The organism is Candidatus Nitrospira allomarina (genome assembly GCF_032050975.1).
GTDB lineage: Bacteria > Nitrospirota > Nitrospiria > Nitrospirales > UBA8639 > Nitrospira_E > Nitrospira_E allomarina.
On sequence record NZ_CP116967.1, the window covers coordinates 2,759,761 to 2,786,590 of the forward strand.

The window sequence follows — 26,830 nt, forward strand, 5'->3', positions numbered from 1 at the left end:
CTCCCATTCCGAACAAGCCTGAGGTTCTGACCATTCCGTCAACTCCTTGACGTCGGCAATATTGTCCGTTCGTCGTCGTCCTTGCAAAACTTCCTGGTTTTTCAACGAAAACCCTGTCGTCGATTTTTTGCCATCGGCAAGAATGACTCCGGTCTAATTTTTGCTGAAGAGGTCTATCAGGTTGGAGCAGAAACCAAAAGTGAGGAAATGTACTTGGATTGCCCTGTTGTGTGTTTTCTGGCCCAGCGCAGTTTTGGGAGGCCCGTGTTCTGATTTTTCCTGGTACGTTTCCCGCGACATGGTTATGCCGGAAATTATTCGACAGGGACGGGATGCATTACGCGCCGGACAACTCCTGGAAGCCAGAGAGATGTTTGCCACCTATCTAAAAGAGCAGGAGCATGGGCAGTTTGCAGAAGGGACCCGTTGGGTCCTGGCCTCTCTTCCTGATCCGTTGGATGAACCGGGTAGAGAAAAATTTCAACGCATCGAGCGTCTGCAAGCGATGAAAATGAGTGATCCGGAGAGTGTGTATGTCCCATGGGCCGTGTGTGCCATGGGTAATGTGTATTGGGAGGCTGGATGGTTTTCAGAAGCCAGCGGAATATTCGAAGATTTTCTCCGGTCCTATCCCGATCATCCGTTAGCGGGAGGAGTCATGGTTGAGGCCGGGCTAGGGTATCTGGGCAATAAGCAATATTTGGAAGCAGCACTGATTCTCAGACGAGTGGTAGAAGAACCCAAGTGGAGTGGCCATCGCCTGAAGGCTGCATTAGGGTTGGCGGATGCCACGGCCATGGCGAAGGCGTGGAAGCAAGCCTACTACTGGTACCGGGTAGTTGAAGCCGAAAAGCCTGAACTCATTCGCCGGTCTGGGAATTCATCGTATCAGTATGGATTAACGGAACTTGCAGTTGGAAATCCCGCCCTGGCGATATCCAGATTTTTGTTGGCGGTGAATCTTCATCCCCACGAGGAACCATCCGGGATGGCCTTGAACCAAATATCAGAAAAATTACGGAAAGACGGGCATGAATATCTGGCCTTGTATTTTGCCGATCAAGCCCGACAACGTTTTCCCGACCAGGAACCCGGTCGACGTGGCCAGGCCGCGCTGACCAGATGGGTCGTGGCGTTTGTCACGCAGGAGCACGCCAAGGAGGACTGGGTCAAGGTATATCATCGGTTTGATGATTTGGAAATCTATCTCTCGCTCTCATGGGATTATGTTTTAGAAACGGCCGGAAAGCTTAGTCATGCTCTAGAAAGGGATGTGGCTGATGAGGGCCTGCTGTGGATGGGGCAAGCCTATCAGGCGCTAGGGGAATACGCCGATGCGGTTCAAACCTATACCCGCCTCATTCTCGTAACCTCGTCCGATGAGAGGCGTCAGGCAGGACAGGGTCGACTCGCCCGCTTGTTACAGCATCAGATTCGTTCCTTCTATGATTCGAAAGCCTGGGTGCCGTTACTCAAGTTTCACACCGACTATCAAGACGCCTTTCAGCTGGTGCCCTTGGAACGGGAGCGTCTCTTCATAGTGGCGCAAGCCTATCAGCAGGTGAACCTTCCGGCAGAAGCCTGGCATTGGTATGACCAACTCTTAAAGGAGTACCCTGACAGTCCCCTTCGGGAAGACATTCGTCTTCAGCAGGTGGTGGTTGCTCAGGAACAGGGAAACACATCTTGGGTGCGAGAGGCGGGGGCGTCCTATCTCCGGGAGTTTCCCAACGGCCAGGGGCGTGGGCGGGTGGAGACCATTCTTGCCTTGGAAGCTCTCACGGACAAACGTTATGAAGAAGCCATACAAGCTTTCTCGGCGGCTCTCCAGCATGTGGACGGTGAAATGGAGCAACGATATGTGCTCCGGAATCGGGCAGGCGCCTATCGAGCGCTCGGGCGGATGGAGTCCATGGTGCAAGACCTCCGACGGGTGGTGTCTATTCAACCCACGCAGGTTTCCGATGTCCTCCGTTTGGGGGATGCCATGTTTGATCATGGGGATTATGTCGAAGCCCAGCATCAGTACGATCAAGTCCTGGCCTATGAGGCGCCGCCGGCCTTGCACACCTGGGCCAAATATCGGTTAGCGGCCTCGCTTGAATACATGGGAAAGCCGGATGAAGCGGCCGCGCTGCTCGCTGAAATCCGTCAATTACAAACCCGTTCTCCAGAATTGGAACATACGATTCGTTCAGCTGCCACGGCGGTGTTGGATGAAATGTCCTCAAAAGAAATTCCACCAACCAGGATACCCGATGCCCCAATTCAATCCTAAAACAATGATCGCTTTGAGTAGCAAGAGGAATGAGGAATTGAGCTGGCCGACACTTGACTCTACCGCGGAACCGACGATCTCCAGTGAAACCCTCAGTCTGGCGCTCGAGGCCAAATATGCGGAAACGCAACGATTGCATCATCACCTGCATCGTTTGGTGAAAAGTCTTCCGTTGCCGGCTTTGCTCTATAACCGCAAAGGGCGGGTGGTGACGGCCAATCACGAGGCCCATGTGCTGATGGGAGGAATCGATTGGAAGAAGATGAACTGGCAGGTTCAGGATCTCTGGGCAAACCTGGGATGGCCACCGGTTCCATTTTCCGACTGGAAGTGGAAGTCTGGCCGGATGTCCTGTTGGGATTGTCCATTAGGAGGGATGGATCAACCGTCCAGTCTGACGGTTCGGTATTTCAAATACGAAGGGGATGCGCACAGTGGATGGACGGAACAGATTCAACGTTTGGCGACCATAGGAGAACAGGTTGGGCGGCTGGCGCATGATATTCGAAACCCCCTGGCGAGTATTGAATGGTTTGCCACACTTTTGGGGCGCGAGAGTCCATCCGGGAAGGGACGTCAAGAGCTGGCGGATCAATTACTTCACGCCATTCGTTCATTAGATGGACTGGTCTCGAATCTCTTAACATCCACCACGCCATTGAAGGGTGATCGGCAGTGCGTGAACCTCTTGGAACTGTTGGATGATGTGGAGCTTTTGGCCACATTTCCCCTCAGAACCAAACGGCTGACCATTCACCGGCAGCGAGAAGCCTCGCTCCTCGAGATCTTGGGACATGAGCAGTTATTAAAACAGGCTCTCTTGAATCTGCTCCTGAATGCCATTCAGGCCTCTCCGCCTGAGGGTCATATTGAGATTCAGTGCCGGCGGACTTCTCGGCCGGTTCCGGGAAGGGACGCCTCCACCGGAGTCAATGGCGTGGCATTGAGTATTCGCGATGAAGGATGTGGCATGTCGGAAGAAGAACTCACCCGGGTTTTTCAGCCATTTTATTCGAAACGTCAGGGAGGGACCGGCCTGGGACTCCCGATCGTGAAAGACATTATGCAGGTGCATCAAGGCATGATTGAGATGGAGAGCCTGACCGGCAAAGGAACGACCGTCAAACTATTTTTTCCTCAATAAAGGAGATTGGCATGATCGATACCGAGGGTGGAGTGGGCCGGGGTATTCTGGTCGTTGAAGATGATGAACAGTTGCAATCGGCCCTGACTCACGCGTTGAGTCAGCATGGGTATGCCGTCACGGTCGCCAGAGATGGCTATGAAGGATTGGAGCGGATGGAACGTGAGGCCCCATGGCTGGTGCTGACTGATCTGAATTTGCCCGGCAAAGGAGGGATGGATTTTTTACGAGAAGTCCGAAGCCAGGGTTACCATATGCCGGTGGTGGTTATGACTGCTTATGGTGGAGTGGATGCAGCCGTCGAGGCCCTCAAATATGGAGCAACCGATTTTCTTCAAAAACCCTTTCCCCTTGATCGTCTTGAAAAATTAGTTGACCAGTTGAAAGATGCGCAGCCTGTTTCGGGGCTGGAGGTTCTGAGAGAACAGGAACGATGTCGCCGTGAAGAGCCGCGTGAAGGATTTCTGACCAGGGATCCGAAAGTGTTGCACACTATCACCATGTTGGAGATGGTGGCGGCCAGCCCGGCAACCATTTTGATTCAAGGCGAAAGCGGCACGGGTAAGGAAGTCCTGGCCCGGCATGTCCATCGTCATAGTCCCAGGGCTTCTCAACCATTTGTGGCGATCAATTGTGCCGCCCTGCCGGAAGGACTCTTGGAAAGTGAATTGTTTGGCTATGAAAAGGGGGCTTTTACCGGCGCGCTGGCGAGACGATGCGGCAAGTTTGAATTGGCCCACCAGGGAACGTTGTTGTTGGATGAAATCGGAGAAATGAGTTTGGGGTTACAAGCCAAATTACTCAGGGTCCTTCAAGAACGTGAAGTGGATCGCCTTGGCTCCAGGCAGCCGGTGCAGGTGGATGTGCGGGTCATTGCCACGACTAATCGGAATCTGGCGCAGGAAGTTCAGGCCGGCCGGTTTCGTGAGGATGTGTATTACCGGCTGAGTGTCATGCCGTTTACCATTCCCCCGTTGCGTGATCGCCCGGAGGACGTTCAATTATTGGCGGAATATTTTGCCAACCGGTCATTGCGGCGAAACCGGCGCACGCCGTGCGAGATCTCAGAAGAGGCGATGGCTTATTTGAAACGGCGGCCGTGGCGAGGAAATGTACGCGAATTGGAAAATGTGATTGAGCGGGGTGTGTTATTAGCGGGCAATGGGCCATTACTGATTGAGCATTTTCAGTTTGAAGAACCCATGTTGGCGGCCAATCATGCCAGTGCGCCAAGTGGGACTATCTGGGAAATGGAACGGGAACTTATTTTGAGAACTCTGGAGCGCCATGATGGAAATCGGACTCATGCGGCCAGGACATTGGGTATCAGTATTCGTACCTTACGGAATAAATTACGGGAATATCGACAGTTAAACGGGGGACTTTCCCTGGGTATTTAAGAAAAGGCAAGCGGAAGAACATTTGAATGCCTCCCTTCTCCGGGTTGTGAGAAATGGCAGGAGTAAAGAGGAAAAAAATGCCGGTGCGGGCAAAAGTTACCTTGAAGCCATTAACGTACGGTGTGAGAGTTGAGGAGCAAGAGGAATGCGGGAGGATCTCATTTCTTCCCGTCCTGTTCACTTCTTACTAATAATCTCTGGCATTGGTGTTGCTGCCTTGAGTCGGAACGTCAAGGTTTTCGCGGATCGGCAGCAGGGTAATCCAGGTGAAGGCACAGGAGAACATGAAAGTCGGGAAGGAGAGAAACCATGATGATTTCCCCGTGGGATGAAGGCACGCGACTCTTTGAGCGGTCACTGGATGTCCGGAGCGGCATTCAGGAAACGATCGCCTCCAACATGGCCAACGAAGAAACGCCGGGCTACAAGGCCAGGGTCCTGCCTTTCCAAGAAACCTTCAATGCGGTTCTTCGAGGGGATGGTCCATTGGAGTCAGTTGTCACCAATCCAAAACATGTGCGCACTGTCTCAGAGGATTCCCGGATCTTTCAGCACACCATCAAACAGGATGCCGGAGCCGGGTTAGACGAGAATACCGTGAATCTGGAAAAAGAAATGACTCTGATGGCGGAAAATACCTTGATGTATATGGCGGTCAGTCAATTCTTAAAAGGGCGCTTCGATGGCTGGAATACGGCCATTGATGGAGGTAGTGGCGGTAGATGAACTCCATTGAGCTCATGGTTCCCATTACGCTGATTCCAGGAAAGCCGGGAGAACAAGTGAAACGGGAAGTTGCTGAAGATGAGAAGGGTGTGAAGATCTGATATGGGTGTTGGAAAAAGGAGGTTACGATGAATATTGATCGAGTGTTTTCGGTCGTGGGGTCTGCCTTGGATGCACAGCGGCAGCGGTTAAATATCATTGCCAGCAATTTGGCCAATGCGGAATCCACCCGGACGCCGGAAGGGGGACCATACATCAGACGTGATGTCGTGTTTCAAGCCTCACCGGCAGGGCAGCGGTTTTCCAATGTATTTGCCAATGCCTTCGGCGACCAGTCCGAACCATCCGGGGTTCGGGTGACGGATGTGATCCAAGACGAGCGACCGCTAAGGACCCTGTACGATCCCAGTCATCCCGATGCGGATGAACAGGGGTATGTACACCTTCCCAATGTAAATCCGATCGAGGAAATGGTCAATCTCATGTCGGCGACCCGCGCCTACGAGGCCAATTTAGCCGTGATGGAAACCGGCAAGACGATGACGCTTCGTGCATTAGAAATGAGTCGTTAAGGCTCTTCAATACTGAAGGAGGGAGAACGGCGAAATGGACTATCTTCCGATAAAAAGCATTGAGAGTGTTTCGGAACCGTTTGGGGTCACTCCGCTCAAAGGCCCAGCCAGTCAGGACCAGGGATTCGGCGATCTCTTGAAAAAAGCGGTGGAGTCCGTCAATACCATGCAGCATGAGGCCGGACGTTTAGAAGAGGCCGTCGCCCGTGGAGAGAACGTCAACATACATCAAGCGGTCATTGCCGGGGAAAAGGCCGGTTTGTCATTTAAGCTGTTAATGCAGGTCAGAAATAAAGTGATTGATGCGTACCAGGAAATTATGCGGATGCAAGTGTAAGAAATGGTTGAGCTGACGCTGCTGCGATCATGGCGGAGACCCCAATGAAAGAGAGCCGGCATCGGTCATATCGAGCACGACTCATGGGTGTAAGACTGGGGCCAACATTTTTTCAATCAAGAGCGTTGAGCAAAACCCCTTAGCCTTATGGATAGTCTCCTTAGTAATTTTCAAGCCTTAAGTTTAACGCAGCGGATCGGCGTGGTCGTCGTCCTGGCCTTAGCCCTGGCGACCATTCCGATGTTGATGATGGTCGGAAGGGCCCCTGAATTGGTGGTTTTGTTTTCTCAGCTCAATCCCGACGATACGCGTGCGATTATCCAGGAACTTGGCAAGCAAGGCGCCGTCTATGAGGTGGGTGAAGGCGGGAATACGATTAAAGTTCCCGCGGAACGAGTGCATGAATTGCGACTCCAGCTGGCCTCGTTAGGACTTCCGGAATCGGCTGGAGTGGGATTTGAAATATTCGATCGAACCGGGTTGGGCGTGACGCCTTTTACGCAACAAATGAATTATCGGCGTGCGCTTCAAGGAGAACTGGCTCGAACGATCGGGCAATTATCCCAGGTTGAGCGGGTCCGCGTGCATCTGGTGATGCCTGAGAAGCGTCTGTTCGCGACGGAACAAAAGCCAGCCCAGGCTGCCGTCGTTTTGACGCTCAAGCGTGGGGCTCCTCTTGGTGGCACGCAGGTTCAGGGGATCGTGCATTTAGTGGCCAGTAGCGTCGAAGGATTAGAGCCCGGCCAGGTGACGGTCGTGGACAATCACGGTCAGGTGCTCAGTCAAAACTCTGCGGATAGTGACGCTCAACTGACGGCTTCTCAAATTGAAACTCAACGACGGGTAGAACGGGATCTGGAGCAACGGGTGCAGACGATGTTGGACCAGGTCTTGGGCCGGGACAAGTCTGTGATTCGGGTCACCGCGCCGTTGGAGTTTCGCCAAGTGGAAATCACCGAAGAAAGCTTTGATCCCAATAGCCAGGTGGTACGAAGCGAAAACCGGAGTCAGGAGAAGGTGCTGGAATCCGGTTCGACCCACGGGGGACCGGGTGTTCCGGGTGTCAGGAGCAATGTGCCCAGCGAGCTCAAGGCAGGAAACGGAACAGAGCAAAAGGAAGCCAAACGTAAAAATGAAACATTGAATTATGAAGTCAATCGTAAAGTGAGCAAAATCATTGAACCGACCGGCGCCATTAAGCGGTTAAGCGTGGCGGTCTTAGTGGATGGGACCTATGAAGCGGCTCAGGGCGCTGAGGGACAGGGGACTGGGAATACCTCCGAAAAGAAATATGTGCCACGGCCTGAACAGGAAATCCAGAATCTGGTGCAAATTGTGAAAAAAGCGGTCGGATTCTCGGAAGAACGCGGGGATCAAATCGAAGTCATCAACGTGCCATTTGAATCTCCCACCATCCTTGAAGGTGAGGAGAGTCTGACGGCAGGTGTGCAATCGTTTCTGGCCTCCTGGGGTGGATTTTTGAAGCCTGTCCTCTTTTTCTTCCTGGGAGTGATGGTGTTGTGGTTTGTCGTTCGACCGATGGCGCTGAATCTCACGAAGCCCACCGCGGCAGCGGTGGTCCTGCCACAGAAAGGATTGCCGGCCACGGTGACCGAGTATGAAGCGGAAATTTCCGAAACCCCCCAGGAGCAAGCCATTAAACTGGCCGCAGATAATCCGGCTTCCGCTGCCCAAGTCATTCGAACCTGGATAAAGGAAGAGCAAGGAGAAAAGGCCTAATCCGTGAACAGTCAATTGTCCGGCTATGAAAAAGCCGCCATATTGTTGCTGGCCATCGGGGAAACCGCCGCGGTGGAAGTGTTGAAAGTTCTCGAACAAAAGGATATTCGGCAGATTGGTGCGTATTTGGGAGCCTTGGTGAATGTCGGACAGGACGAACATCGGCTGGTGTTAAAGGAATTCCGGGAATTGGCCGGGACGGCAGGTCTTTCCGTGGAAGGGAAAACCTATCTCTCAAAAATCCTCAATGCGGCTTTGGGTAAGGATAAAGCCCGTCGAATCCTGAGTTCCCTGAGCACCACCGAAAATGCCGGATTTGAAACCTTAAAATCCCTTGATGCGGCGTCAATTGCGAATTTATTGACCGGGGAACATCCTCAAACGGGCGCCTTGATTCTGGCCAATTTAGAATCCGATCATGCGGCTCAAATCTTGTCATTGCTTCCTGCAAATAAACGGGATGCCATTGTCTACCGGTTAGCCACCACAGAAGAAGTCTCGCCCAATATGTTGGACGAATTAAATGCCGTGCTTCAGGAGGAATTGCGTCTGGGTTCTTCCAAAAATGCGGTGGCCGTGGGCGGGACTGGGCTGGTTGCCGAGATCCTGAATTCTGTGAAACGCAATGTGGAAGGGGAAATCCTGACCTCCCTGGAAAGCAAAAATCCGGAGATTGCCGAAGAAATCCGTGGGAAGATGTTTGTGTTCGAAGATCTGGAAAATATCGATGATCGAGGAATGCAGGAAGTGTTGCGTGAAGTCAGCAAAGAAGAATTACTGCTGGCTCTGAAACCGATCGATGGTCCACTCCGTGATAAATTCTTTAAGAATATGTCCAGCCGAGCGGCGGAATCTCTGAAGGAAGATATGGAGACTCGAGGCCCGGTCAAGCTGAGTGATGTGGAGACCGCTCAGCAGAACATTATTAAAACCGTTCAGCGCCTGGCAGGTGAGGGCCGCGTAGCTTTGGGAGGAAAGGGTGAGGAGCAAATGGTCTAAGGTGCGCCCGCTTATGGAACAGGATGACACAGTCAAACGTTTTCAGATGGTGGAATTAGTCCACAAAAGTGCGAAGCAGCGCGCCGAGGAGGCCCAACCTCATGATTGCAGGGAACTCCAACAAGCTGCGTTTGAGCGGGGACGCCAGGCCGGGATCGCCGAGGGGCGTGCCCAGTGTCAAGCCCAGGTGGAGGAGGAGATCAAAAAGGCGCTTCGATTAGCCAATCAGATTGGTCGGGCTCGGGTGATCGCATTAGAAGAACATGAACGGGATATTGTGGAGGTCGCGCTGGCGATTAGCAAAAAAATCCTGTTACGGGAATGTGAGATCGATAAAGAACTCGTGGTTCGACAAGTGCGTCAGGTTCTTGGACTGCTTCCCGACAAAACCTTAGTGACGCTAAAAGTCCATCCGCAAGACTTCAAAATCTTAGAGCCCCTTCGACACACATTACGACCGGAGTGGGCCGATGGCGATCATCTGGCGCTTGAAGCTTATGATGAGGTGGACCCTGGGGGATGCCTGGTTGAGCAGGCCGGCCTCCTGTTCGATGCCAGGCTGACTCAACAACTGGCACTTGTAGCCAGCGAATTCGGATTGGAAGCACCCCGGTCATGAGCCTTGCCACAATTCAACAGCGTTTGGACGACATTGCTCCTGTGACGATTACCGGACGCGTCGTCAAAGCCGTGGGGCTGACTCTGGAAGGCACCGGCTTGGGGGCTTCGGTCGGTCAGCGATGCCATATCTTCAGCAAACGAGGGCAGTCGATGGTGGAGGGAGAAGTCATCGGATTTCGGGAGCAACGTGTGGTGGTCATGCCGTTCGGAGCTGTACGCGGCATCGCCGCCGGAAACCTCATTCGCTACGATCCGACCTCTCCACGATTATTGGTCGGGCCTCAAATGTTGGGGCGAGTCGTGGATGGACTCGGGCAGCCGTTGGATGAAAAAGGGCCGCTGTCCCGTAGCCGCCGCTATGCGCTCTATGCGCCCGCTCCGGCGCCCATGCTCCGGGAGCGCATTACCACACCCATGGATTTGGGCGTACGAGCCATCAATGCCCTGCTGACCTGCGGGGTCGGCCAAAAGCTTGGGATTTTTGCCGGAAGCGGAGTCGGGAAAAGTGTCTTGATGGGAACGATGTGTCGGCACACGTCCGCGGATGTGAACGTGATCGCACTGGTGGGTGAGCGAGGGCGGGAAGTGAGGGAATTTCTGGAACGGGACTTGGGCCGGGAAGGGCTCCGTCGTTCGGTGGTGGTGGTGGCCACCTCCGATCAATCCCCGTTGGTGCGGGTTCGGGCGGCGTTTGTGGCCACCGCTATTGCCGAGTTTTTTCGGGATCAGGGCAATCAGGTCCTGCTTCTGGTTGATTCCCTAACCCGGTTGGCGCATGCGCAACGGGAGGTGGGGCTGGCTGCCGGTGAACCGCCAACGACCAAAGGGTATCCGCCATCTGTCTTTACGCTCTTTCCTCAGGTCTTAGAGCGGGTGGGGCCGGTGGGCACGGGATCCATTACCGGTCTGTATACGGTGCTTGTGGACGGTGACGATTTAAACGATCCCATTGCCGATTCTATCCGGTCCATTTTAGACGGACACATTGTATTGACACGACGGTTGGCGATGCAAGGACATTTTCCCGCGATCGATGTCCTGCAAAGCGTGAGTCGGGTGATGTCGGATATCGCGTCAACCGCTCATCAGGATGCGGCCAGTTTTCTGGTGCAGATGATGGCCGAATACCGGAATGCGGAAGACCTCATTAATTTAGGGGCGTATCAATTAGGGACGAATCCTCGACTCGATGCGGCGATTCACATGAAGGGACCGATCGATGCCTTTCTCAGGCAACCACGCGAGGAAGGGGTGGGAATACCGGAAAGCTGCCAGGGTCTTGAAACGTTGGCACAACAGGGCCGGCGTCTTCTTGAGAGAAAGGGAAAGATCGTATGAATTGGACGACATTACTCCGATTTCGAAAGCAAGTGGAAGACCTCGCCCGCGAAGAAGTGGTCTTGGCGGAATGGGAAAAAAGTCAGATCGTCTCGAAGCGGGATGACCTGATGGTTGAAATGGAAATGGTGGCCACTGAATTGGACCAAAGAATACGAGAGGGTACCGACAATATGATTGCTGAGCAACGCTATCAGTGGTTGGATCAAATCAGTACGGCCATTGAACAACAGAGCCAACAGATTCAGATTGCGGAAGCCAAGCTCGTTGATTTACGGGCCACATTAAAAAAGGCCCATCATGCCAGACGTGTGGTGGAGTTGGTGATCGCCAAGAAGGAGGAAGAGGTCATGCAAAAAGTCGCCACACAGGAACAACAGATGCAGGAAGATGTGACGGCTCATGCGTATGCCACGTCTCAACTTGAAAAAATGATCCAATAGGGAATGGAAATATGTCAAAAAAATTCTCTGTTCAGCCTATGCATCATCTTGACCATCAACCCAACAATGGAGCCTTCAACATGGCTCGGGATGGAGGCCCGGCGGGGATCGAAAGGAATGAGGGGAGGTCAGGCGAAACGAGGCATCTTTTGGTTTCACGCTATACGGCTCACACCTCCCGTTTCCCGCTTCGCGCTTCACAGACCCAGGAACGCGGCTGGCGGCAATTTTCAACACTCCTGAGTAGAACAATGTTGCCTAGTCGATCACCCATTGTGTGGTGGGTGTTGGCCATGATCTTGTGGGCAACCACGGTCGGGTCCGTTCAAGAAACCCCGGAGGTGGGAACAACGGATTCATTTGAAAATCAAGCAGTTGAAAATGAGTTGAATGAGGAAGCGCCCAGTGCAGAAACCACATTATTGGAACAACTGCAATCGCGTCTCAAAGAGGTGGAAGAGAGGGAACGTGCTTTGCAACAACGTGAAGAACGGCTCATGGCACTCCAGCAGGACTTAGAGGCGCTGGCTGCACGACAAACCAAAGAGGGGAAACGGTTAGTGGGAGAGGCCTCTTCGCTAGCAGAAGAACAACGACGATATGTGGAACAGGATCCGGCGTTAATCCATTTAATCAAAATCTATGAATCCATGGATCCCGAAGAAGCGGCGTTGCGAATCGCAGAAATGCGGGAAGGGTTAGCCCTGGATATTTTGGCATCGATCAAAGACAAAAAAGCCGCCGGGGTGTTAGCCGGAGTCGAACCGGTGAAAGCGGCTAGGTTATCTGAAGGCCTCCGGCGATATCGGGACATTAAGCTGCAACAACGCACTGATTCTCAAACCAAGAAATAACCCATGATCAATACTCTCCCACTCTTTTTTCGTTCTCCTGGGAATCCAATTCCAGTAAACAATCAGGCCGGCGAGATCAGTCTCGATCAGCCGAAGACGACTGGAAATCCTTCCAATAACCTGTTTGCCAAAATTTTTGGTGACCGGTCAGCGGCGGATTCTTCGTTTGCACGTCAGGCAGACACCACTTCAGTCGTAGCTCAGCCGAAATTGTCCGATCTTGAGTCTTTTCTCGACACGCTGAATCTATCAGGTGAGGTCCAACCGTACCCGTATCATGTGACGTCGTTAGCGTCTGAAGGACTCGTACCTCTAGATGCGTCCCAGGAAGGACCGATCGTTGGTGGGTTCCTATCTCCACATGTCTTTTCTGCCGGAGGACCGCGAGCAGATGGAATACAAGGAACGCCCACCGGCAATCAGCCGGGCTTGCCATTCCCTACCAGTCCCTCCACTCAGCCGCCCCCCGTTGGGAACAGCCTTGCTGAAAAGGGGGCCGCGCACGTGGCAATCAATGTAAACGCGCAACAGGTTCTTCGAAATGTGGTCGAATCCCCCGGTAGAGAGCATCAAATAGAATCGGCTGCAGAACATGAAACGATTGTGGTGAAAACCCCGGTTCCTCTTCAGGATGCGGATAGGGTGGGGCTGAGAATACCTCCAACCTCGCTAACGACGTCTCAGGAGCCACTTAAACCAGAGGCCAATCTGGCCTTTCAAAAGCCAAAGCCGTTTGAACCCACGCCAGCGGGAATTGCCGATGTGGTTCAATCGAGTCAGAACCGATTGAAATACGCGAGTGGGATACCGTCCGTGCTGAGTGAATCGTCGGTGAATGGGAAAGAATCCTCAATTGGAATTCCCTTGGATCTTCTTAGAGAGGGTAATGGATCTTCGATAGGGGATCGTTCCAGAGAGGATCTCGAGGCAACAGGGAAAATCGGGGGAAACGATCCTCATGGTGGGCAGGGGTTCAATTCAGGCATGGGCGGTTCCACCCATTCTCAGTCTGGGTTTTTGAACCAATCCTCACTTGCTTCCTCATCCGGTCAGGGTGTCCGAATGGCAGAGGAGCGGGTGCAGGATCTTCCCGGGCCGGCGCTTCAACGCCTCCAAATGGAAGTGCAACTTTCCGAAAATAATCGAGTGCAGATTGATGTGGGGGTTCAGCACCGTCAGGTCTATGCCAATTTGCTCATGGATCAGGCCACCTTGAAAAATCTGGCGGTCCAAAATGTTCCACAATTGGAAGAGCAATTGACCCAGGGCGAGATGGAGTTGCAGGAATTTTCCGCAGAAGTCCGTGATCATCCCGGGGAGAAGGAGTCCAACACACAATCACATGGGCAGGGTACGCAGGCGAGCCAACGGGTAACCACGTCTCTTCATCACACAACGGGAGCGCTTTCCCCTGTTGCGGTTCCTGCCGGGGACCATAGTTTGCACTTGGTGGCCTGACATTGAAGAGTGCTTTTGTGGATAAATGACGGGATAAGGAAGGAATCTTGAGGCTATGGATCCGATTACCGCAACACAATCCAGAACGAACGTCACAGCCAATGCCGGTGTTCAAGAGGCGGTATCGACGCTCGGGTCCGATGTCTTTCTTCGCTTGTTAGTCACGCAGTTGCAAAGTCAGGATCCCACCAACCCGCTTCAAAATGAGGATTTTGTGGCGCAGTTAGCCCAGTTCACCACGTTGGAGCAAACCACGAGTACCAATAAACTCCTGGAACGGTTGATCGCCCAGGATACACAACGGACACAACTGGATTTGGTAAATTTGATTGGACGGACCGTGGTCAGTCAAGGCGATACGGTGAGTCTTGGAAAGGATGATGAGGCTACTCTGGCCTATGCGCTGAGTGGAACGGCCACCCGTGTGAATATTGAAGTCCTTGGTCCGAATCAAGAAGTCATCAGGAAACTCACATCCACGGACTTTGAAAAACCAGGTGCCCATCAGGTTCAATGGGATGGGCTAAATGAGGCGGGAGACCGGGTCCCCGAAGGCGTGTATCAGTTCAGAGTTAAAGCCGAAGATGCTAATAAGCAGCCAGTTTCGAACTTTACGTTTTCGCGTGAACGGGTCGGGAATATTGTTTTTGGGACGGAGAGTCCGGTGGTTCTGCAAAGCGGGAGAACCTTACACACTGAAGATATTATCTCCATATTATAAGAGGGACGGTGGTGGGCAACGAATCATGGGCCTTTGGCAAATGACACAGAAGGAGTAAGCACCAATGGGAATTACCTCAGCATTTTTTTCAGCCACGAGTGGAATTAACGCGACCAGCCGGGCGCTCACTGAAATCGGCAACAATATTGCGAATGCCCAAACCATAGGATTCAAGACCCGGACCGTATCCTTCGGTGATTTGTTTGGGGCGAATTTGGGCCTTGGAGGGGCATCGTCTGCATTAGTGGAGGGGCGGGGCGTACGCGTCCTGGGCGTTGATCCCAGTTTTACCCAGGGGTCGCTTCAAACAACCTCAAATGCGTTGGACTTGGCTATCGATGGTGACGGGTTTTTTCAGGTGAGTGATGCCTCGGGCAATCCTTTTTTCTCGCGTGCGGGGCAATTCAATGTTGACGCGAACGGCTATATTGTGAGTCCGGCCGGATTGCGACTTCAAGGATACCAGGCTGATGCGGTGGGAAATATAAATGTGGGAAGCACCGGGGACTTGGTTCTTACGACACAGCAACAAATTGGGTCGCCCACCGTCGATGTGAGCATGAGTGGAAATATTGATGCAACGGAACCAATCATTTCCCCCACAACAGCTCAACTCCTGGCCGATCCGTCAAATCCTTCAACTTCTCAGTTCAGCACTGGAGTTCGAGTGTATGATTCATTTGGTGTGGGGCATGATGTGACCGTATATTTTGCTAAAACAGCCAATAATACTTGGGAATATAATGTAATTGCGAATCAAAGTGAAGTCACGGTTCCTCCAGCAAATGAAAATGTCACGACTGGCAATGCCTTAGTAGCACAAGGAACTCTGACGTTTAATTCAAATGGTTTATTGTTGACAGAAAGTGATCCTGCTGGGCATGCGATTTCATTTAACAATGGATCCACTGCGCCGCAAACAATCATTTTTGATTTTGGAACAAGTATTACCACTGACGGTGGAACGGGAACTGATGGCATGTTGCAGCAAGGAGCTGCCTCCGTACTCTTAACCCTATCACAAGACGGGTTTGCGAATGGGACTCTTTCGAGCACGTCAATTTCTGAAGATGGATTGATTCAGGGACGGTTTTCCAACGGAACAACTCGCAACCTAGGGCAGGTGGCCCTGACACGTTTCATCAATCCTGATGGTCTGCAACCTATTGGAAAGAATTTGTTTATTCAATCCGGTGATTCCGGTACTCCCTTGGTAGGAACTCCAGGCTTGGGGTCATTTGGAAAAGTGATTTCGAGTACCTTGGAAGCCTCCAATGTGGATTTGGGTGAGGAATTAGTGAACATGATTATCATGCAGCGTGGCTTCCAAGCCAATTCCCGAATCATCACCACGACCAATGACCTCCTGGGAGAACTTGTGAACCTGGCCCGTTAGATTTTGACCGAGCACGTGATTGATCAAGCCCCCAGGCAGGTGTTCCTGCCTGGGGGCTTTTTGGGTTTTAGTAGAATGTTGAACAATCATGTCTCGTGAACTGTGCGGGGGAGGGTGTGAAGCGGAAAGATCCGTTTCTTTCTCATGGCTCCTTGCGTGTCACATGTTCCTCATCAACAGAAGATGGATGTCCGATGAACAATGTCGGTCATGACGGAAAAGTGATCGATCCCCGTTTCACTCCTCATGTCTTACCTCCCTCCCTTTACGACTTACCCCTCACGATTCCGTAGACGAACCTGTCAAAGGTTCCCGCGAATTGCCAGGAAAATGACGAAATGGCCGGTCTCGTGTTGTTGCTGGGCGTAGGGTATGTAAAACACGACTGTGGAAGAAACATACGCATATTCAGTGTATTACAGGATTAGCCGCAGCGTGTCTACGTAGAAAAGTGGAGTGGCACAAAGGTTGCTGACTTGGGAAGGGGAACGTGAGGGTCACAAAAATTCTTAGCGTGTGAGGTTGATGTATGGCTGAAGAGGGTGACAAAGGGGAAGCCCCCGTTAAAGCCGGGGCCGGAAAAAAAATGCTGTTGATCATTATCGCGGGCGTTCTTCTTCTCGGTGGAGGGGGAGGCGCAGCCTGGTATTTCATGAGTGGGCAAGAGGAGAAGCCCGCCGAGCACGACGAACATGCCAAAGTCGAGACAGGTCATGAAGAGCCCGGGCCGGTGATGGAGTTAGAGCCCTTTCTGTTGAATTTAGCGGACCGGGAGGAGCTGCGATTTTTAAAGGTAAGTATCAAACTCGAGTTAGACCGGCCTGAAGAAAAAACGGATTTTCAACACAAAATCCCGGCCATTCGTGACGCGTTGCTGGTGTTATTGAGCAGTAAAGAATCGCAATTACTCAGAACAGTGAACGGAAAGCGCCGGGTGCGAGAAGAAATCATGACACGGGTGAACGGCGTCATGAGTAAAGGGAGAGTCGCGAATGTGTATTTTACTGATTTTATTATTCAGTAGAGCGTGAGGAGAAAGACATAGAAGGTCTGGAGTCCGGAATCAGAAAGAGGTGAGAAGAGGCAGCAGGGCTGTTTCTTTGTGCCACGTCCCAACATGGAAAAAATTCTTAGTCAGGATGAAGTTGATGCCCTTCTTCGGGGCGTGTCCGACGGTGCCGTGGAGACGGAACCTGAAGACCCGGTAGGTGCCGAACTAGAGGACGGACCGGTTCCGTATGATTTGGGGAATCAGGAATGGGTCGTTCGCGGGCGAATGCCGACCCTGGATGTGATTCATCAGCAATTTTCGCGTGGGTTCCGTCTCTCTTTGAGCGAGGTGCTTCGTAAGACCGCCGAGGTGACGGTCACGAACCAAACGGTGATGAAGTTCGGGGAGTTCACCAAACGTCTTCCTATTCCGGCCTACCTCCAGATTATCTCCATGGAGCCTCTTCGTGGCTTAGCGATGATCGCCACGGATGCGGCGACGGTCTATTTGCTGGTTGATCATTTTTTCGGAGGAACCGGACAGACCCATGTAAAGCCGGAAGGGCAGGATTTTACCATCATTGAGCAGCGCGTGATGAAGAAGTTCATGCTGATGGGATTGGGAAATCTCCAAAGGGCCTGGGACCCTGTCCAAAAACTCCTCGTCAATGCGGTTCGGGTAGAAATGAATCCTCAGTTGGCTGCCATTGTGTTGCCGGCGGATATCGTTATTGTGGTCACCCTGGGCATCGAATTGGGCAATTCGGTGGGGGATCTCCACCTCTGTCTTCCCTATGCGATGTTGGAACCGATTCGAGAACGGTTGCAGGTGAGTTTCCAGGGAGACTCGTTTGAAACGGATCATGGCTGGTTGAAACGATTTTCAGCCAGACTGAAGGAAGCCTATGTCACCCTGTCTGTGTGTTTGGGAGAAACGGAAATCTCGGTGGAGGAATTGATGCAATTTTCACCGGGCGATGTAATCGGCTTGAATCAAGGGACCACCCAGCTCCTCACAGCCACAGTGGAAGGGGTGCCAAAGTTTCTTGGTTCTCCGGGAACGACAAAGGGCATGCAATCATTTCAGATTAAGGACATCATTCTGACGAGGGAGTAAGGGCCGGTGAACGCGATAAGGTGCCGGCCAGTCACTGACGGTGGAAACCCGGAGATGAACGATGAGTGAAGACGACAACATCGACATGGACACGTTTGATGCTGAGAAGGAAATGATGGAGGCGTTAGCGCAGGAAGCCGCTGCGAAAGAACAGAATGCTGGAGCGAAAAAGCAGGAGGTGGCGGCGAGTAGCAGCAGTCAAACGCCACAATTGCGTACGTCTCACGATCAGAACTTAAATCGTATCTTAGATATTCCGTTGGTGCTCTCTGCGCAACTGGGCAATACCCGCATGCTGATTAAGGACTTATTGCAGTTAGGACCGGGTTCCATTGTTGAATTGGATAAACTGGCCGGTGAACCGTTGGAAGTGTTGGTGAATGAACGGTTAGTCGCGCGTGGTGAGGTGGTGATGGTGAATGAGAAATTCGGCATCCGTCTCACCGATGTGATTAGCCCGACCGAGCGTGTGAATAAACTTCGATAAGGACGAAAGTGTGAAGGGAAAAGATAGAAGTAAATAGTTAAAAAGTAGAGAACAAGAAAAAGAAATCTTTTCCTGGTTCTCCTGACTCCTCACTTTTTCCTTCGTACTTTCAACGAGAACATTATGGATCTTACCCATGAAGCGCTCAAAATGGCGGGCACCCTGGCCCTGGTGGTCCTGATCCTTCTTGGAGGATTAGCCTGGGTTCGGCGCACATTCGGGGAATTGCCGGGAAAGAGCGGCGATCCGGTGATGCGCATTTTAGGCGGACTCCGGGTCGGGACGGGAAAGCATATCATGCTCGTGGAGGTGGCCGGAGAAGTGTTGGTGTTGGGGACGACGGCCCGAGAGATGACGTTGCTGACGACCGTTGCGGATGCCGACCGGATTGATCGGCTCCGCTCCATTGGGAATCCGATCGTCGGGCCGCTAGGTGCCTGGTTGGGGCAATGGACCAGACAGGCATTTGAGAAGTCCGAGCGAGGATCGGTGACCTCCGAACCGTCCATCCGAATGTCCAAAAGCGTCACACGGGTGAGGGGAGGAGAGAGGTCGTGAACAACCCCTTTTGCGGGTTTCATGGAGGACGTGACTGTTGGCGACTGTTAGGCATGAGTCTGGTCATGGGACTGCCGACCTCGGCTTTTGCCCAGGCCACCAAGGATCCGGCGATCAGTTTGCAGGTATCCGGTTTGGACGGGACCGAACCATGGACCTTCGGGCTTCGTATCCTCTTTCTCCTGACGGCCTTAACGCTTGCCCCAGCCCTGTTGATGTTGGTGACGGCATTTACACGCGTCGTGATTGTTCTGGGTCTTCTTCGGCAGGCCTTGGGGACCATGCATGCACCACCGAATCAGGTGATGATTGGATTGGCCATGTTTTTGACGCTGTTTATTATGATGCCGGTGTGGGAACAGATTCGGGTCCAGGCCCTTAATCCGCTATTGGAACAGCAGGTGACACAGGAAGTGGCGCTTGATCGGGCCAAGATTCCGTTAAGAACGTTCATGCTGAAACAAGTCCGGGAAAAGGATTTAACCTTGTTCGTGGAGATGGCGAAAGTTCCTCACCCTCAGACGCCCGATGATGTCCCGTTCCATGTCCTGGTGCCGGCGTTTGTCACGAGTGAATTGCGCACGGCGTTTCAAATCGGGTTTCTCATTTATGTGCCTTTCCTTGTGATCGATATGATTGTCGCCAGTATTTTAATGTCCATGGGTATGATGATGCTGCCACCGATCATGATTTCTTTGCCGTTTAAATTGGTGTTGTTTGTGTTGGCTGATGGATGGTTTTTGGTCGTGGGAGCGCTGATGAATAGTTTTCAATAGGAAAATGCCGTCAGATGTAAAGCCTGAGGGGTAAGGGGTGTATCGGATGCCGGGTTGCAAGGATCGATGTTTGCTTCCGTTCCTCTATGCTGTATACCTCACGGTTTTTCTTCACGACTAATCGAGTGTTTTTCACGGCAAGACTGAAAGGGGTAAGGAGATGACAACCGAAAGTGTCCTGAGCATCGGTCAGGAAGCGATTCAAACAATCCTGCTTGTGGCGGGTCCAATGTTGGGTCTCAGCTTACTGGTCGGACTCTGTGTGAGTGCCTTTCAAGCCATGACACAAATTAACGAAATGACCCTCACCTTTTTGCCAAAGGTGGCCACCATGTTTGTGGTGCTCTTGGTGACATTCCCCTGGATGGTGGAAATCCTTGTGGGGTTCATGACGGGAGTATGGGCCAGGATACCCGAGTTTGCCCAATAATCGAGGGAGTCGACCTGCGGCATGTATCAGAAAGATGTCCGGTAACCGGTGTTGCAATGGGATATGGCGATTCAGCAAGTGTGGCAATTTGTAGTCGTGCTCGTGCGCACGGCCGTTATCTTGTCGGCGTTACCGTTACTGGGTGGGCAATCGGTTCCGAGTCGCATCAAAATCGGCATGGCGGTGATCATCGCCATCCTGTTGATGCCCATCGTGACGTTTACCCTTCCTCCCGATTGGTTGGAACCTGGAAATCTGGTGATCGTCTTGGGTGCCGAATTGCTTGTCGGCCTGGTCTTAGGTTTGGCCCTGCGATTACTCATGACTGCGGTGGAACTGGCGGGAAGTGTGATGGGCTTTCAAGTGGGGTTTGCCATGGCCGGAGTGTTGGACCCTGTCACGCAAGTGGAAACCCCGGTGTTCGGGCAATTACTGACTATTCTGGCAACCCTTTTGTACTTTCAAGTCGATGGGCATCATTTGGTGTTGTTGGCCTTGGGCAGTAGTTTTCTGTTGATCCCCCCCTTTGGCGCTCATCTGAGCGCCCCCCTACTGAGCGATGTGACTGAAGTAATTCAACGCACCTATGACACGGGAATGAAACTGGCCTTCCCCGTAATGGGAGCCACATTCTTGGTTCATTTCATCATGGGGATTCTTGGCCGCCTGGTTCCCCAGATGAACGTGATGCTCACCAGTTTTCCCATTACGATTGCAGTCGGTTTGTTGGTGTTAGGCCTGGGTTTGCCCTTCATCGCCTTGGTTTTTCAAGACTCCATTGTCGGGATGGAAACGGTCCTGTGGGACCTATTGCAGGAATTAGGGCATGGCTGAGAATAAAGACGGGGCGGATAAATCAGAGCAACCGAGTCCGAAACGTTTAGCGGAGGCTCGTCGCAAAGGCCAAGTGCCGATGACCCGGGAATTGCCCTCGTTGTTTGTTTTGTTGGGTGGGGTCGGGCTGCTTTCACTGTGGGCGCCTCAGGCGTTTGTCCAATTTTTTGATCATTACCGACAGTGGTTGGCGCAAGCCGGAACCCTTCAGTTAGATGCGCAGTCCACACATGTCCTGTTGTTAAATATTGCCTATCAGGCTTTTGTTCCCCTGATTCCGTTCGGGCTCCTGGTCGGGGTATTTGCCTTTCTCGCCATTATCCTGCAAACGGGACCACTTTGGATTGAAGAAGCCTTGCAACCCAAGGCGTCCAAATTGAATCCCTCCAATGGGTTGAAGCGCATTTTTTCCTGGAAAGGGGTCGTCGATCTTTTAAAGTCCTTGCTCAAATTAGCAGGGGTGAGTGGCATTGCCTATCTGATTCTGTCTCATAACCTGCTCGCGATTGTTCAACTTCCCCTCCTTGAGTTAACGGAGGCGGTTGGGGGTGTGTGGGGTCTCCTGGAGAACATAATGTGGTCGGTCGGAGGGTCCCTGCTCCTGTTGGCGATTATCGATTTCGTCTATCAGCGGTGGCAGCATACCGAAGATCACAAGATGACCAAACAGGAAGTAAAAGACGAGTCAAAGGATGTGGAAGGTGATCCGCAGATTCGATCCCGCCGGCTCAGTTTACAACGGGAACGTGCCCGACAACGAATGTTGCAGGCGGTGCCTAAGGCCGATGTGGTGATTACCAACCCGACTCACGTGGCTGTGGCGCTTAGGTATGAAACAGGAAAAATGGACGCTCCGGTGGTGGTGGCGAAGGGCGCCGGATTTATGGCGGACAAGATTAAGCAAATCGCGCGTCATGCGGGAGTGCCGATTATTGAAAACCGCAGTTTGGCTCGAGGACTGTATAAGGCCGTGAAAATCGGTCAAGAAGTGCCCAGTGCGTTGTATCAGGCGGCCGCTGAGGTGTTGGCCTATGTATATCGCCTGAAGAAAATGCATGAGGGAACGTGAAAGCGTGGGCCGTGAGGCGTAAGAAGTAAGGCGCGAGGCTTAGAGAAAAAGGAGATGTCAGCTACTTCTTGCTTCTGGCTCCTTGCTCCTTACCCTCTTCCCGTTACGCCTCGCGGGGTTGAGGAGAGTCATGTGGAAATCCATTACAACCATATGAATCAGCGGTAACCGATTAAGGCACGCATGGCATTTGATGCGCAAAAATTACGAGACGAACTGACCCCCGCGCATTATGGGGATGTCCTCTTGCCGATCGGGGTGGTGGGGATGCTCCTCCTCATGCTCTTACCCCTTCCCTCCTTTCTGTTGGACCTTTTTTTATCCTTCAGTATTACGCTGGCTGTCTTGATTTTACTCGTGACCATGCATGCCGGGCGTCCGGCAGAATTTTCCGTCTTCCCCTCGGTGGTGTTACTCACCACGTTGTTCCGGCTTGCGCTGAACATTGCTTCGACGAGGGCCATTCTCATGCATGGGAACGAAGGCCCTGCTGCAGCCGGGCAGGTCATTGCCGTGTTTGGAGAGTTTGTGGTCGGGGGAAATTATGCGGTGGGCATTGTGGTCTTCTCCATTCTGGTCATTATCAATTTTGTGGTGATCACCAAGGGCGCCACCCGTATTGCGGAAGTCGCCGCGCGATTTACCCTGGATGCGATGCCAGGTCGGCAAATGAGTATCGATGCGGATCTGAATGCGGGGATCATTGACGAAGGGGAAGCGCGGAAACGCCGGGAGGCCATTTCACAGGAAGCCGATTTTTACGGATCGATGGACGGTGCCAGTAAGTTTGTTCGTGGCGATGCGATTGCCGCGTTGCTCATTATCTTCATCAACGTCATTGGTGGGTTGGGCATCGGCGTGCTGGAGCATGGGATGTCCATCATTGACGCTGCTAAACGCTTCACCCTGCTGACGGTCGGGGACGCCATTGTGGCTCAAATCCCTGCCCTGATTATGTCGACGGCTGCCGGTATCATCGTGACGAGGGTTTCGACCAAAACCAGCCTTGGGCGTGATTTAACCGATCAAATTTTTTTCAATCCCCATCTTGTGGCGGCCGTGGCCGGCATGTTGTTCTTTTTAGGATTTCTTCCCGGGCTGCCGCATGTGGCTTTTTTGTTGTTGGGATCGATGACCGCCGGTCTCGCCTACGTATTGTGGAATCAGAAGCAAGAAGCCGCTCGCCTGAAAAATCTCCCCAAGAAAAAAGATCCGGCGATCCCCTCCGGCACGGAATCGGTGGATTCCGTGACCCCGCCGGACCTTATGGAGTTGCATGTCGGTTATGGACTTGTGCCGTTTGTTGATCAAGCTCAGGGAGGGGAGTTGTTAGAACGGATTCGGGCTATCCGGCGCCAAACGGCCCTTGATATGGGATTTGTCGTGCCCGCCGTGCATATCCGGGATAATCTTCAACTCAAACCGCATGAGTACCATATTCTGTTGAAGGGGATTCAGGTGGCCAAAGGAGAATTGGTGCCTCGGCATTTATTGGCCATCAATCCCGGTCATGCCAAAAAGGGTCTGCAAGGAAAGCCGGGAAAAGATCCGTGTTTCGGATTGCCGGCCGTCTGGATCGCTCCGACAGAAAAGGAGCGTGCTCAAATGGATGGCTATACGGTCGTCGATGGTCCGGCCATTATTGCCACGCATATGACCGAATTTATTAAAACGAATGGGCATGAATTGCTGGGTCGGCAAGAGGTCCAGAATTTGCTGGATAACCTCGCTAAGACGTATCCCAAGGTGGTGGATGACTTGATTCCGACTCAAATATCGTTAGGAGCGGTGGTGAGAATCCTCAAGAATCTCTTGCGGGAACGAGTGTCGATCCGCGATTTGCGGACCATTTTGGAGACTGTTGCGGATTACACCACTCAGAGTAAGGATCCTGACACCCTGACCGAATATGCTCGGCAAAATTTATCCAGAACGATTTCGTCCCAATACGCCAATCCCGACGGATTACTGCAGGTGATTAGTCTGGATCCGATGCTGGATCGCCGCTTGATGGAGGCGATGCGGCCGAGTGGTAATGGAGAGCAAGGGGGGTTGCCTCCCAGTTTGTTGAATCAGGTGATTCTGTCGGTCCGTCAGGCCATTGAGCGGGTCGTGAGCCAAGGATATCAACCGGTGCTGTTATGTTCCCAGTCGATTCGATCCCAACTGTATCGCTTAGTCTCGCCGGGCGTGCATGCGCTGGCGGTACTTTCGCCGAATGAGTTGGACCCTAAAACTCAAATTCAAGCTATTGAAGTTGTGAGGATGCCACATGAAGCTGAAACGGTTTGAAGCCCTTTCATTACAAGAAGCCCTCCAAGCGGTAAAAGCCGAACTGGGACCTGAGGCGGTCATCGTCTCGTCGCGTCGTATTCAAAAAGGGGGAGGCTTGTTCGGTCTGCTTAGTCAGTCCGTCATTGAGGTCACCGCGGCGGTGGATCGTTCGGCTCAGGCGGAGGAAGGCCCTGCCGCACGTGTTGATCGCTCCCTTCAGTCCCTTATGGCCAAACGTTTTGTGCCTGAAGTGCCGGTTCGTCAACCGGAACAACCCAAAACGGATGCCAGTTTTTCGGAAGCTCTTCAGGTGGCCACCGTACTCGATCCGGTGACTCAGAACCTCCAGGAGATGCGCCAGGAAATTCAACGGTTGCGGGAAGAACAACAAGATCCTGAACGGGTGTTAGGGCCCTTGCGACAGGAATTAGAAGGCTTGCGGATTGTGGTGGGACAAGTCTTGGGAAGTCAGATGGACAAACGTGTTGAAGGGTTACCTGGAGACGTAATGGACGTCTACCAGTCCTTGGTGAGTCAGGGCGTGAATCCTCAGACTGCGCATCATCTGCTTCGTGCGGTAGTGGAAACGCTCGGGACAGCCGGCGTGGGAAATCGCGAAGCCATGAAAAGCCTGTTGTGGGAACGAATGGAGGAGACCGTAGCCGTCTCGGGTCCATCGGTGTCCAAGCATTACGGCCAAAAAGTGATGATGATGGTTGGGCCGACCGGCGTAGGGAAAACGACGACTATTGCCAAGCTGGCGGGGTTGGCCCGTCAACAGGATGAGCATCGACGAACTGTGTTGATTACCCTGGATACGTATCGCGTGGCAGCGGTAGAGCAGCTTCGGGTGTTTGCAAAAATTTTAAAAATTCCCTTGGAGGTGGCCGTGTCCCACAAGGATTTTATGGAATGCATGGGGCGACATCAGCATGCGGATTTGCTGTTGATTGACACCGCGGGGCGAAGCCCCAAGGACCAAGCCGGGTATGATGAATTACTCGCGATCACCCGAGGACAATTACACGTCGAAACGCATCTGGTGTTAGCCGCTCCCATGGCCGAGTCGGTGCAGATGGACACCATTCGCCGCTATCAAGCGGTTCCTATCCATAAGCTCATCATAACGAAACTGGATGAGGTATCTATGGGCGGCGGTCTGTATAACGTCTTGTCACAGACGGGACTGCCGGTCTCTTATCTCTCTGCCGGGCAGCGTGTGCCTGAAGATTTAGCCATCGCTACCCGAACACGCCTCGTTGAATTGGCTTGGGGCCATTCACCAGGTCAGGTCCTTCAAGAACGTGTGCCGTTAACGGGGGTGGCGCACTAATGGCCGGGTCATTATCCACACCGGTCCTGGTGCCTGGCGTCTCAGCGCAACGACGACTGGATCAAGCCAGTGGATTGCGTGCGGCCATGACTGCCAACCCACAGGATCCTTCACGGATTCAAGTGATTGCGGTCAGTTCCGGAAAAGGCGGGGTAGGAAAAAGTAATGTCGTCGCAAATTTAGCGGTGGCTGCGGCCCGGCAGGGACGGAAGGTCTTGATCATGGATGCGGATCTCGCCTTAGGAAACGTCGACATCCTCCTGGGCCTCACTCCGCAGTATACGATTGAGGATGTCCTCTCCGGGCAGCGAGGCTTGAAGGATGTCCTCGTGACCGGACCCGAGGGTATTCGCCTGTTGCCGGCGACCTCCGGAGGCCAGGCATTTACTCAGCTGACGCATGAGCAGCAACTCCATTTGCAATCGGCGTTTCTTCAGTTGGCGTCTCCGCCGGATTTGCTGCTCATTGATTGTGCGGCAGGGATTTCGGCCAATGTGCTGTACTTTAGTTTAGTGGCCCATGAAACACTGGTGGTGGTATCGCCGGACCCGACGTCTCTGACCGATGCGTATGCCCTGATCAAAATCCTTTCGACCCGCTATCACTTACGGACATTCCGCATGCTGGTCAACAAAGTGAAGCATACCCAGGAAGGCAAAGATGTGTTTCGGAAGTTGAGTTTGGTGACGGACCGGTTTTTAAATATTTCGCTCGATTATCTCGGCTGTGTTCCCGCAGACGACTTTGTGACGATGGCCGTGGCTCAACAACGCGCGGTGTGCGATGTCTATCCGCGCGCCCCGGCGAGTCGAGCCTTTTCTTCGTTGGTGAAGACCCTCAATGATTGGAGAGGAGATTGTTCCTGGCAGGGGGGCTTTCAACTGTTCGGTCCTGCTGCCTTGGGAGCCACTCGAACTGTGACGGAAGGATAACGT

General features: G+C 52.7%; 26 protein-coding genes. All 26 read left to right on the top strand.

Annotated features, from left to right (window positions below; genetic code table 11):
- Positions 1–199 precede the first annotated feature (199 nt).
- The 26 genes from PP769_RS12255 to PP769_RS12380 all read left to right on the top strand — a co-directional run bounded on the left by PP769_RS12255 (position 200) and on the right by PP769_RS12380 (position 26,827).
- Positions 200–2,278: a tetratricopeptide repeat protein gene (locus tag PP769_RS12255; protein ID WP_312640484.1), complete on the top strand. Its 2,079-nt coding sequence runs from the start codon at positions 200–202 to the stop codon at positions 2,276–2,278.
- 37 nt (positions 2,279–2,315) lie between these two features.
- On the top strand, positions 2,316–3,422 hold the full coding sequence (locus PP769_RS12260; protein WP_312640486.1) for an ATP-binding protein: 1,107 nt from the start codon (positions 2,316–2,318) through the stop codon (positions 3,420–3,422).
- An 11-nt stretch (positions 3,423–3,433) separates the two neighbouring features.
- Positions 3,434–4,822 (top strand): sigma-54-dependent transcriptional regulator, encoded by a 1,389-nt coding sequence (locus PP769_RS12265; protein ID WP_312640488.1) that lies wholly within the window; start codon positions 3,434–3,436, stop codon positions 4,820–4,822.
- A 309-nt stretch (positions 4,823–5,131) separates the two neighbouring features.
- Positions 5,132–5,548: a flagellar basal body rod protein FlgB gene (gene flgB, locus PP769_RS12270; RefSeq protein ID WP_312640490.1), complete on the top strand. Its 417-nt coding sequence runs from the start codon at positions 5,132–5,134 to the stop codon at positions 5,546–5,548.
- Positions 5,549–5,676: 128 nt separating this feature from the next.
- A complete protein-coding gene (gene flgC, locus PP769_RS12275) occupies positions 5,677–6,120 on the top strand; it encodes a flagellar basal body rod protein FlgC (protein ID WP_312640492.1) in 444 nt (147 codons plus the stop codon).
- A gap of 34 nt (positions 6,121–6,154) precedes the next feature.
- A complete protein-coding gene (gene fliE, locus PP769_RS12280) occupies positions 6,155–6,457 on the top strand; it encodes a flagellar hook-basal body complex protein FliE (RefSeq protein ID WP_312640494.1) in 303 nt (100 codons plus the stop codon).
- Positions 6,458–6,604: 147 nt separating this feature from the next.
- Positions 6,605–8,197, top strand: coding sequence for a flagellar basal-body MS-ring/collar protein FliF (gene fliF / locus PP769_RS12285; RefSeq protein WP_312640496.1), 1,593 nt, complete (start codon positions 6,605–6,607; stop codon positions 8,195–8,197).
- Between the two features lie 3 nt (positions 8,198–8,200).
- A complete protein-coding gene (gene fliG, locus PP769_RS12290) occupies positions 8,201–9,196 on the top strand; it encodes a flagellar motor switch protein FliG (protein ID WP_312640498.1) in 996 nt (331 codons plus the stop codon).
- Positions 9,197–9,209: 13 nt separating this feature from the next.
- Positions 9,210–9,815 (top strand): FliH/SctL family protein, encoded by a 606-nt coding sequence (locus PP769_RS12295; RefSeq protein ID WP_312640500.1) that lies wholly within the window; start codon positions 9,210–9,212, stop codon positions 9,813–9,815.
- Complete coding sequence (locus PP769_RS12300; protein WP_312640502.1) at positions 9,812–11,155, top strand: FliI/YscN family ATPase; 1,344 nt, start codon at positions 9,812–9,814, stop codon at positions 11,153–11,155. Before PP769_RS12295 ends, PP769_RS12300 begins: the two co-directional genes overlap by 4 nt.
- Positions 11,152–11,598 (top strand): flagellar FliJ family protein, encoded by a 447-nt coding sequence (locus PP769_RS12305; RefSeq protein ID WP_312640504.1) that lies wholly within the window; start codon positions 11,152–11,154, stop codon positions 11,596–11,598. The genes PP769_RS12300 and PP769_RS12305 overlap by 4 nt, the downstream gene beginning before the upstream one ends.
- Before the next feature lie 11 nt (positions 11,599–11,609).
- Entirely contained in the window at positions 11,610–12,452 is an 843-nt protein-coding gene (locus PP769_RS12310; protein WP_312640506.1) for a MotE family protein, read from the top strand.
- A 3-nt stretch (positions 12,453–12,455) separates the two neighbouring features.
- Complete coding sequence (locus PP769_RS12315) at positions 12,456–13,910, top strand: hypothetical protein (RefSeq protein WP_312640508.1); 1,455 nt, start codon at positions 12,456–12,458, stop codon at positions 13,908–13,910.
- 55 nt (positions 13,911–13,965) lie between these two features.
- Entirely contained in the window at positions 13,966–14,631 is a 666-nt protein-coding gene (locus PP769_RS12320) for a flagellar hook assembly protein FlgD (protein ID WP_312640510.1), read from the top strand.
- 64 nt (positions 14,632–14,695) lie between these two features.
- Positions 14,696–16,027, top strand: coding sequence for a flagellar hook protein FlgE (locus tag PP769_RS12325; protein ID WP_312640512.1), 1,332 nt, complete (start codon positions 14,696–14,698; stop codon positions 16,025–16,027).
- 529 nt (positions 16,028–16,556) lie between these two features.
- Positions 16,557–17,051, top strand: a complete 495-nt coding sequence (locus PP769_RS12330; protein ID WP_312640514.1) for a flagellar basal body-associated FliL family protein — start codon at positions 16,557–16,559, stop codon at positions 17,049–17,051.
- A 78-nt stretch (positions 17,052–17,129) separates the two neighbouring features.
- Complete coding sequence (gene fliM / locus PP769_RS12335) at positions 17,130–18,134, top strand: flagellar motor switch protein FliM (protein ID WP_312640516.1); 1,005 nt, start codon at positions 17,130–17,132, stop codon at positions 18,132–18,134.
- Positions 18,135–18,195: 61 nt separating this feature from the next.
- Complete coding sequence (gene fliN, locus PP769_RS12340) at positions 18,196–18,621, top strand: flagellar motor switch protein FliN (protein ID WP_312640518.1); 426 nt, start codon at positions 18,196–18,198, stop codon at positions 18,619–18,621.
- Positions 18,622–18,744: 123 nt separating this feature from the next.
- Complete coding sequence (locus tag PP769_RS12345) at positions 18,745–19,179, top strand: flagellar biosynthetic protein FliO (protein ID WP_312640520.1); 435 nt, start codon at positions 18,745–18,747, stop codon at positions 19,177–19,179.
- Positions 19,176–19,955, top strand: coding sequence for a flagellar type III secretion system pore protein FliP (fliP, locus tag PP769_RS12350; protein ID WP_312640523.1), 780 nt, complete (start codon positions 19,176–19,178; stop codon positions 19,953–19,955). Before PP769_RS12345 ends, fliP begins: the two co-directional genes overlap by 4 nt.
- A gap of 160 nt (positions 19,956–20,115) precedes the next feature.
- Positions 20,116–20,385, top strand: coding sequence for a flagellar biosynthesis protein FliQ (gene fliQ / locus PP769_RS12355; protein ID WP_312640525.1), 270 nt, complete (start codon positions 20,116–20,118; stop codon positions 20,383–20,385).
- A 48-nt stretch (positions 20,386–20,433) separates the two neighbouring features.
- Positions 20,434–21,219: a flagellar biosynthetic protein FliR gene (gene fliR / locus PP769_RS12360; RefSeq protein ID WP_312640527.1), complete on the top strand. Its 786-nt coding sequence runs from the start codon at positions 20,434–20,436 to the stop codon at positions 21,217–21,219.
- The gene (gene flhB, locus PP769_RS12365) at positions 21,212–22,288 is read left to right on the top strand and encodes a flagellar biosynthesis protein FlhB (RefSeq protein WP_312640529.1); all 1,077 of its coding nucleotides are present in this window, start codon (positions 21,212–21,214) and stop codon (positions 22,286–22,288) included. Before fliR ends, flhB begins: the two co-directional genes overlap by 8 nt.
- Before the next feature lie 183 nt (positions 22,289–22,471).
- Entirely contained in the window at positions 22,472–24,580 is a 2,109-nt protein-coding gene (flhA, locus tag PP769_RS12370) for a flagellar biosynthesis protein FlhA (protein WP_312640531.1), read from the top strand.
- A complete protein-coding gene (gene flhF, locus PP769_RS12375; RefSeq protein WP_312640533.1) occupies positions 24,561–25,895 on the top strand; it encodes a flagellar biosynthesis GTPase FlhF in 1,335 nt (444 codons plus the stop codon). Before flhA ends, flhF begins: the two co-directional genes overlap by 20 nt.
- On the top strand, positions 25,895–26,827 hold the full coding sequence (locus PP769_RS12380) for a MinD/ParA family protein (protein WP_312640535.1): 933 nt from the start codon (positions 25,895–25,897) through the stop codon (positions 26,825–26,827). The genes flhF and PP769_RS12380 overlap by 1 nt, the downstream gene beginning before the upstream one ends.
- The last annotated feature ends 3 nt before the right edge of the window (positions 26,828–26,830 follow it).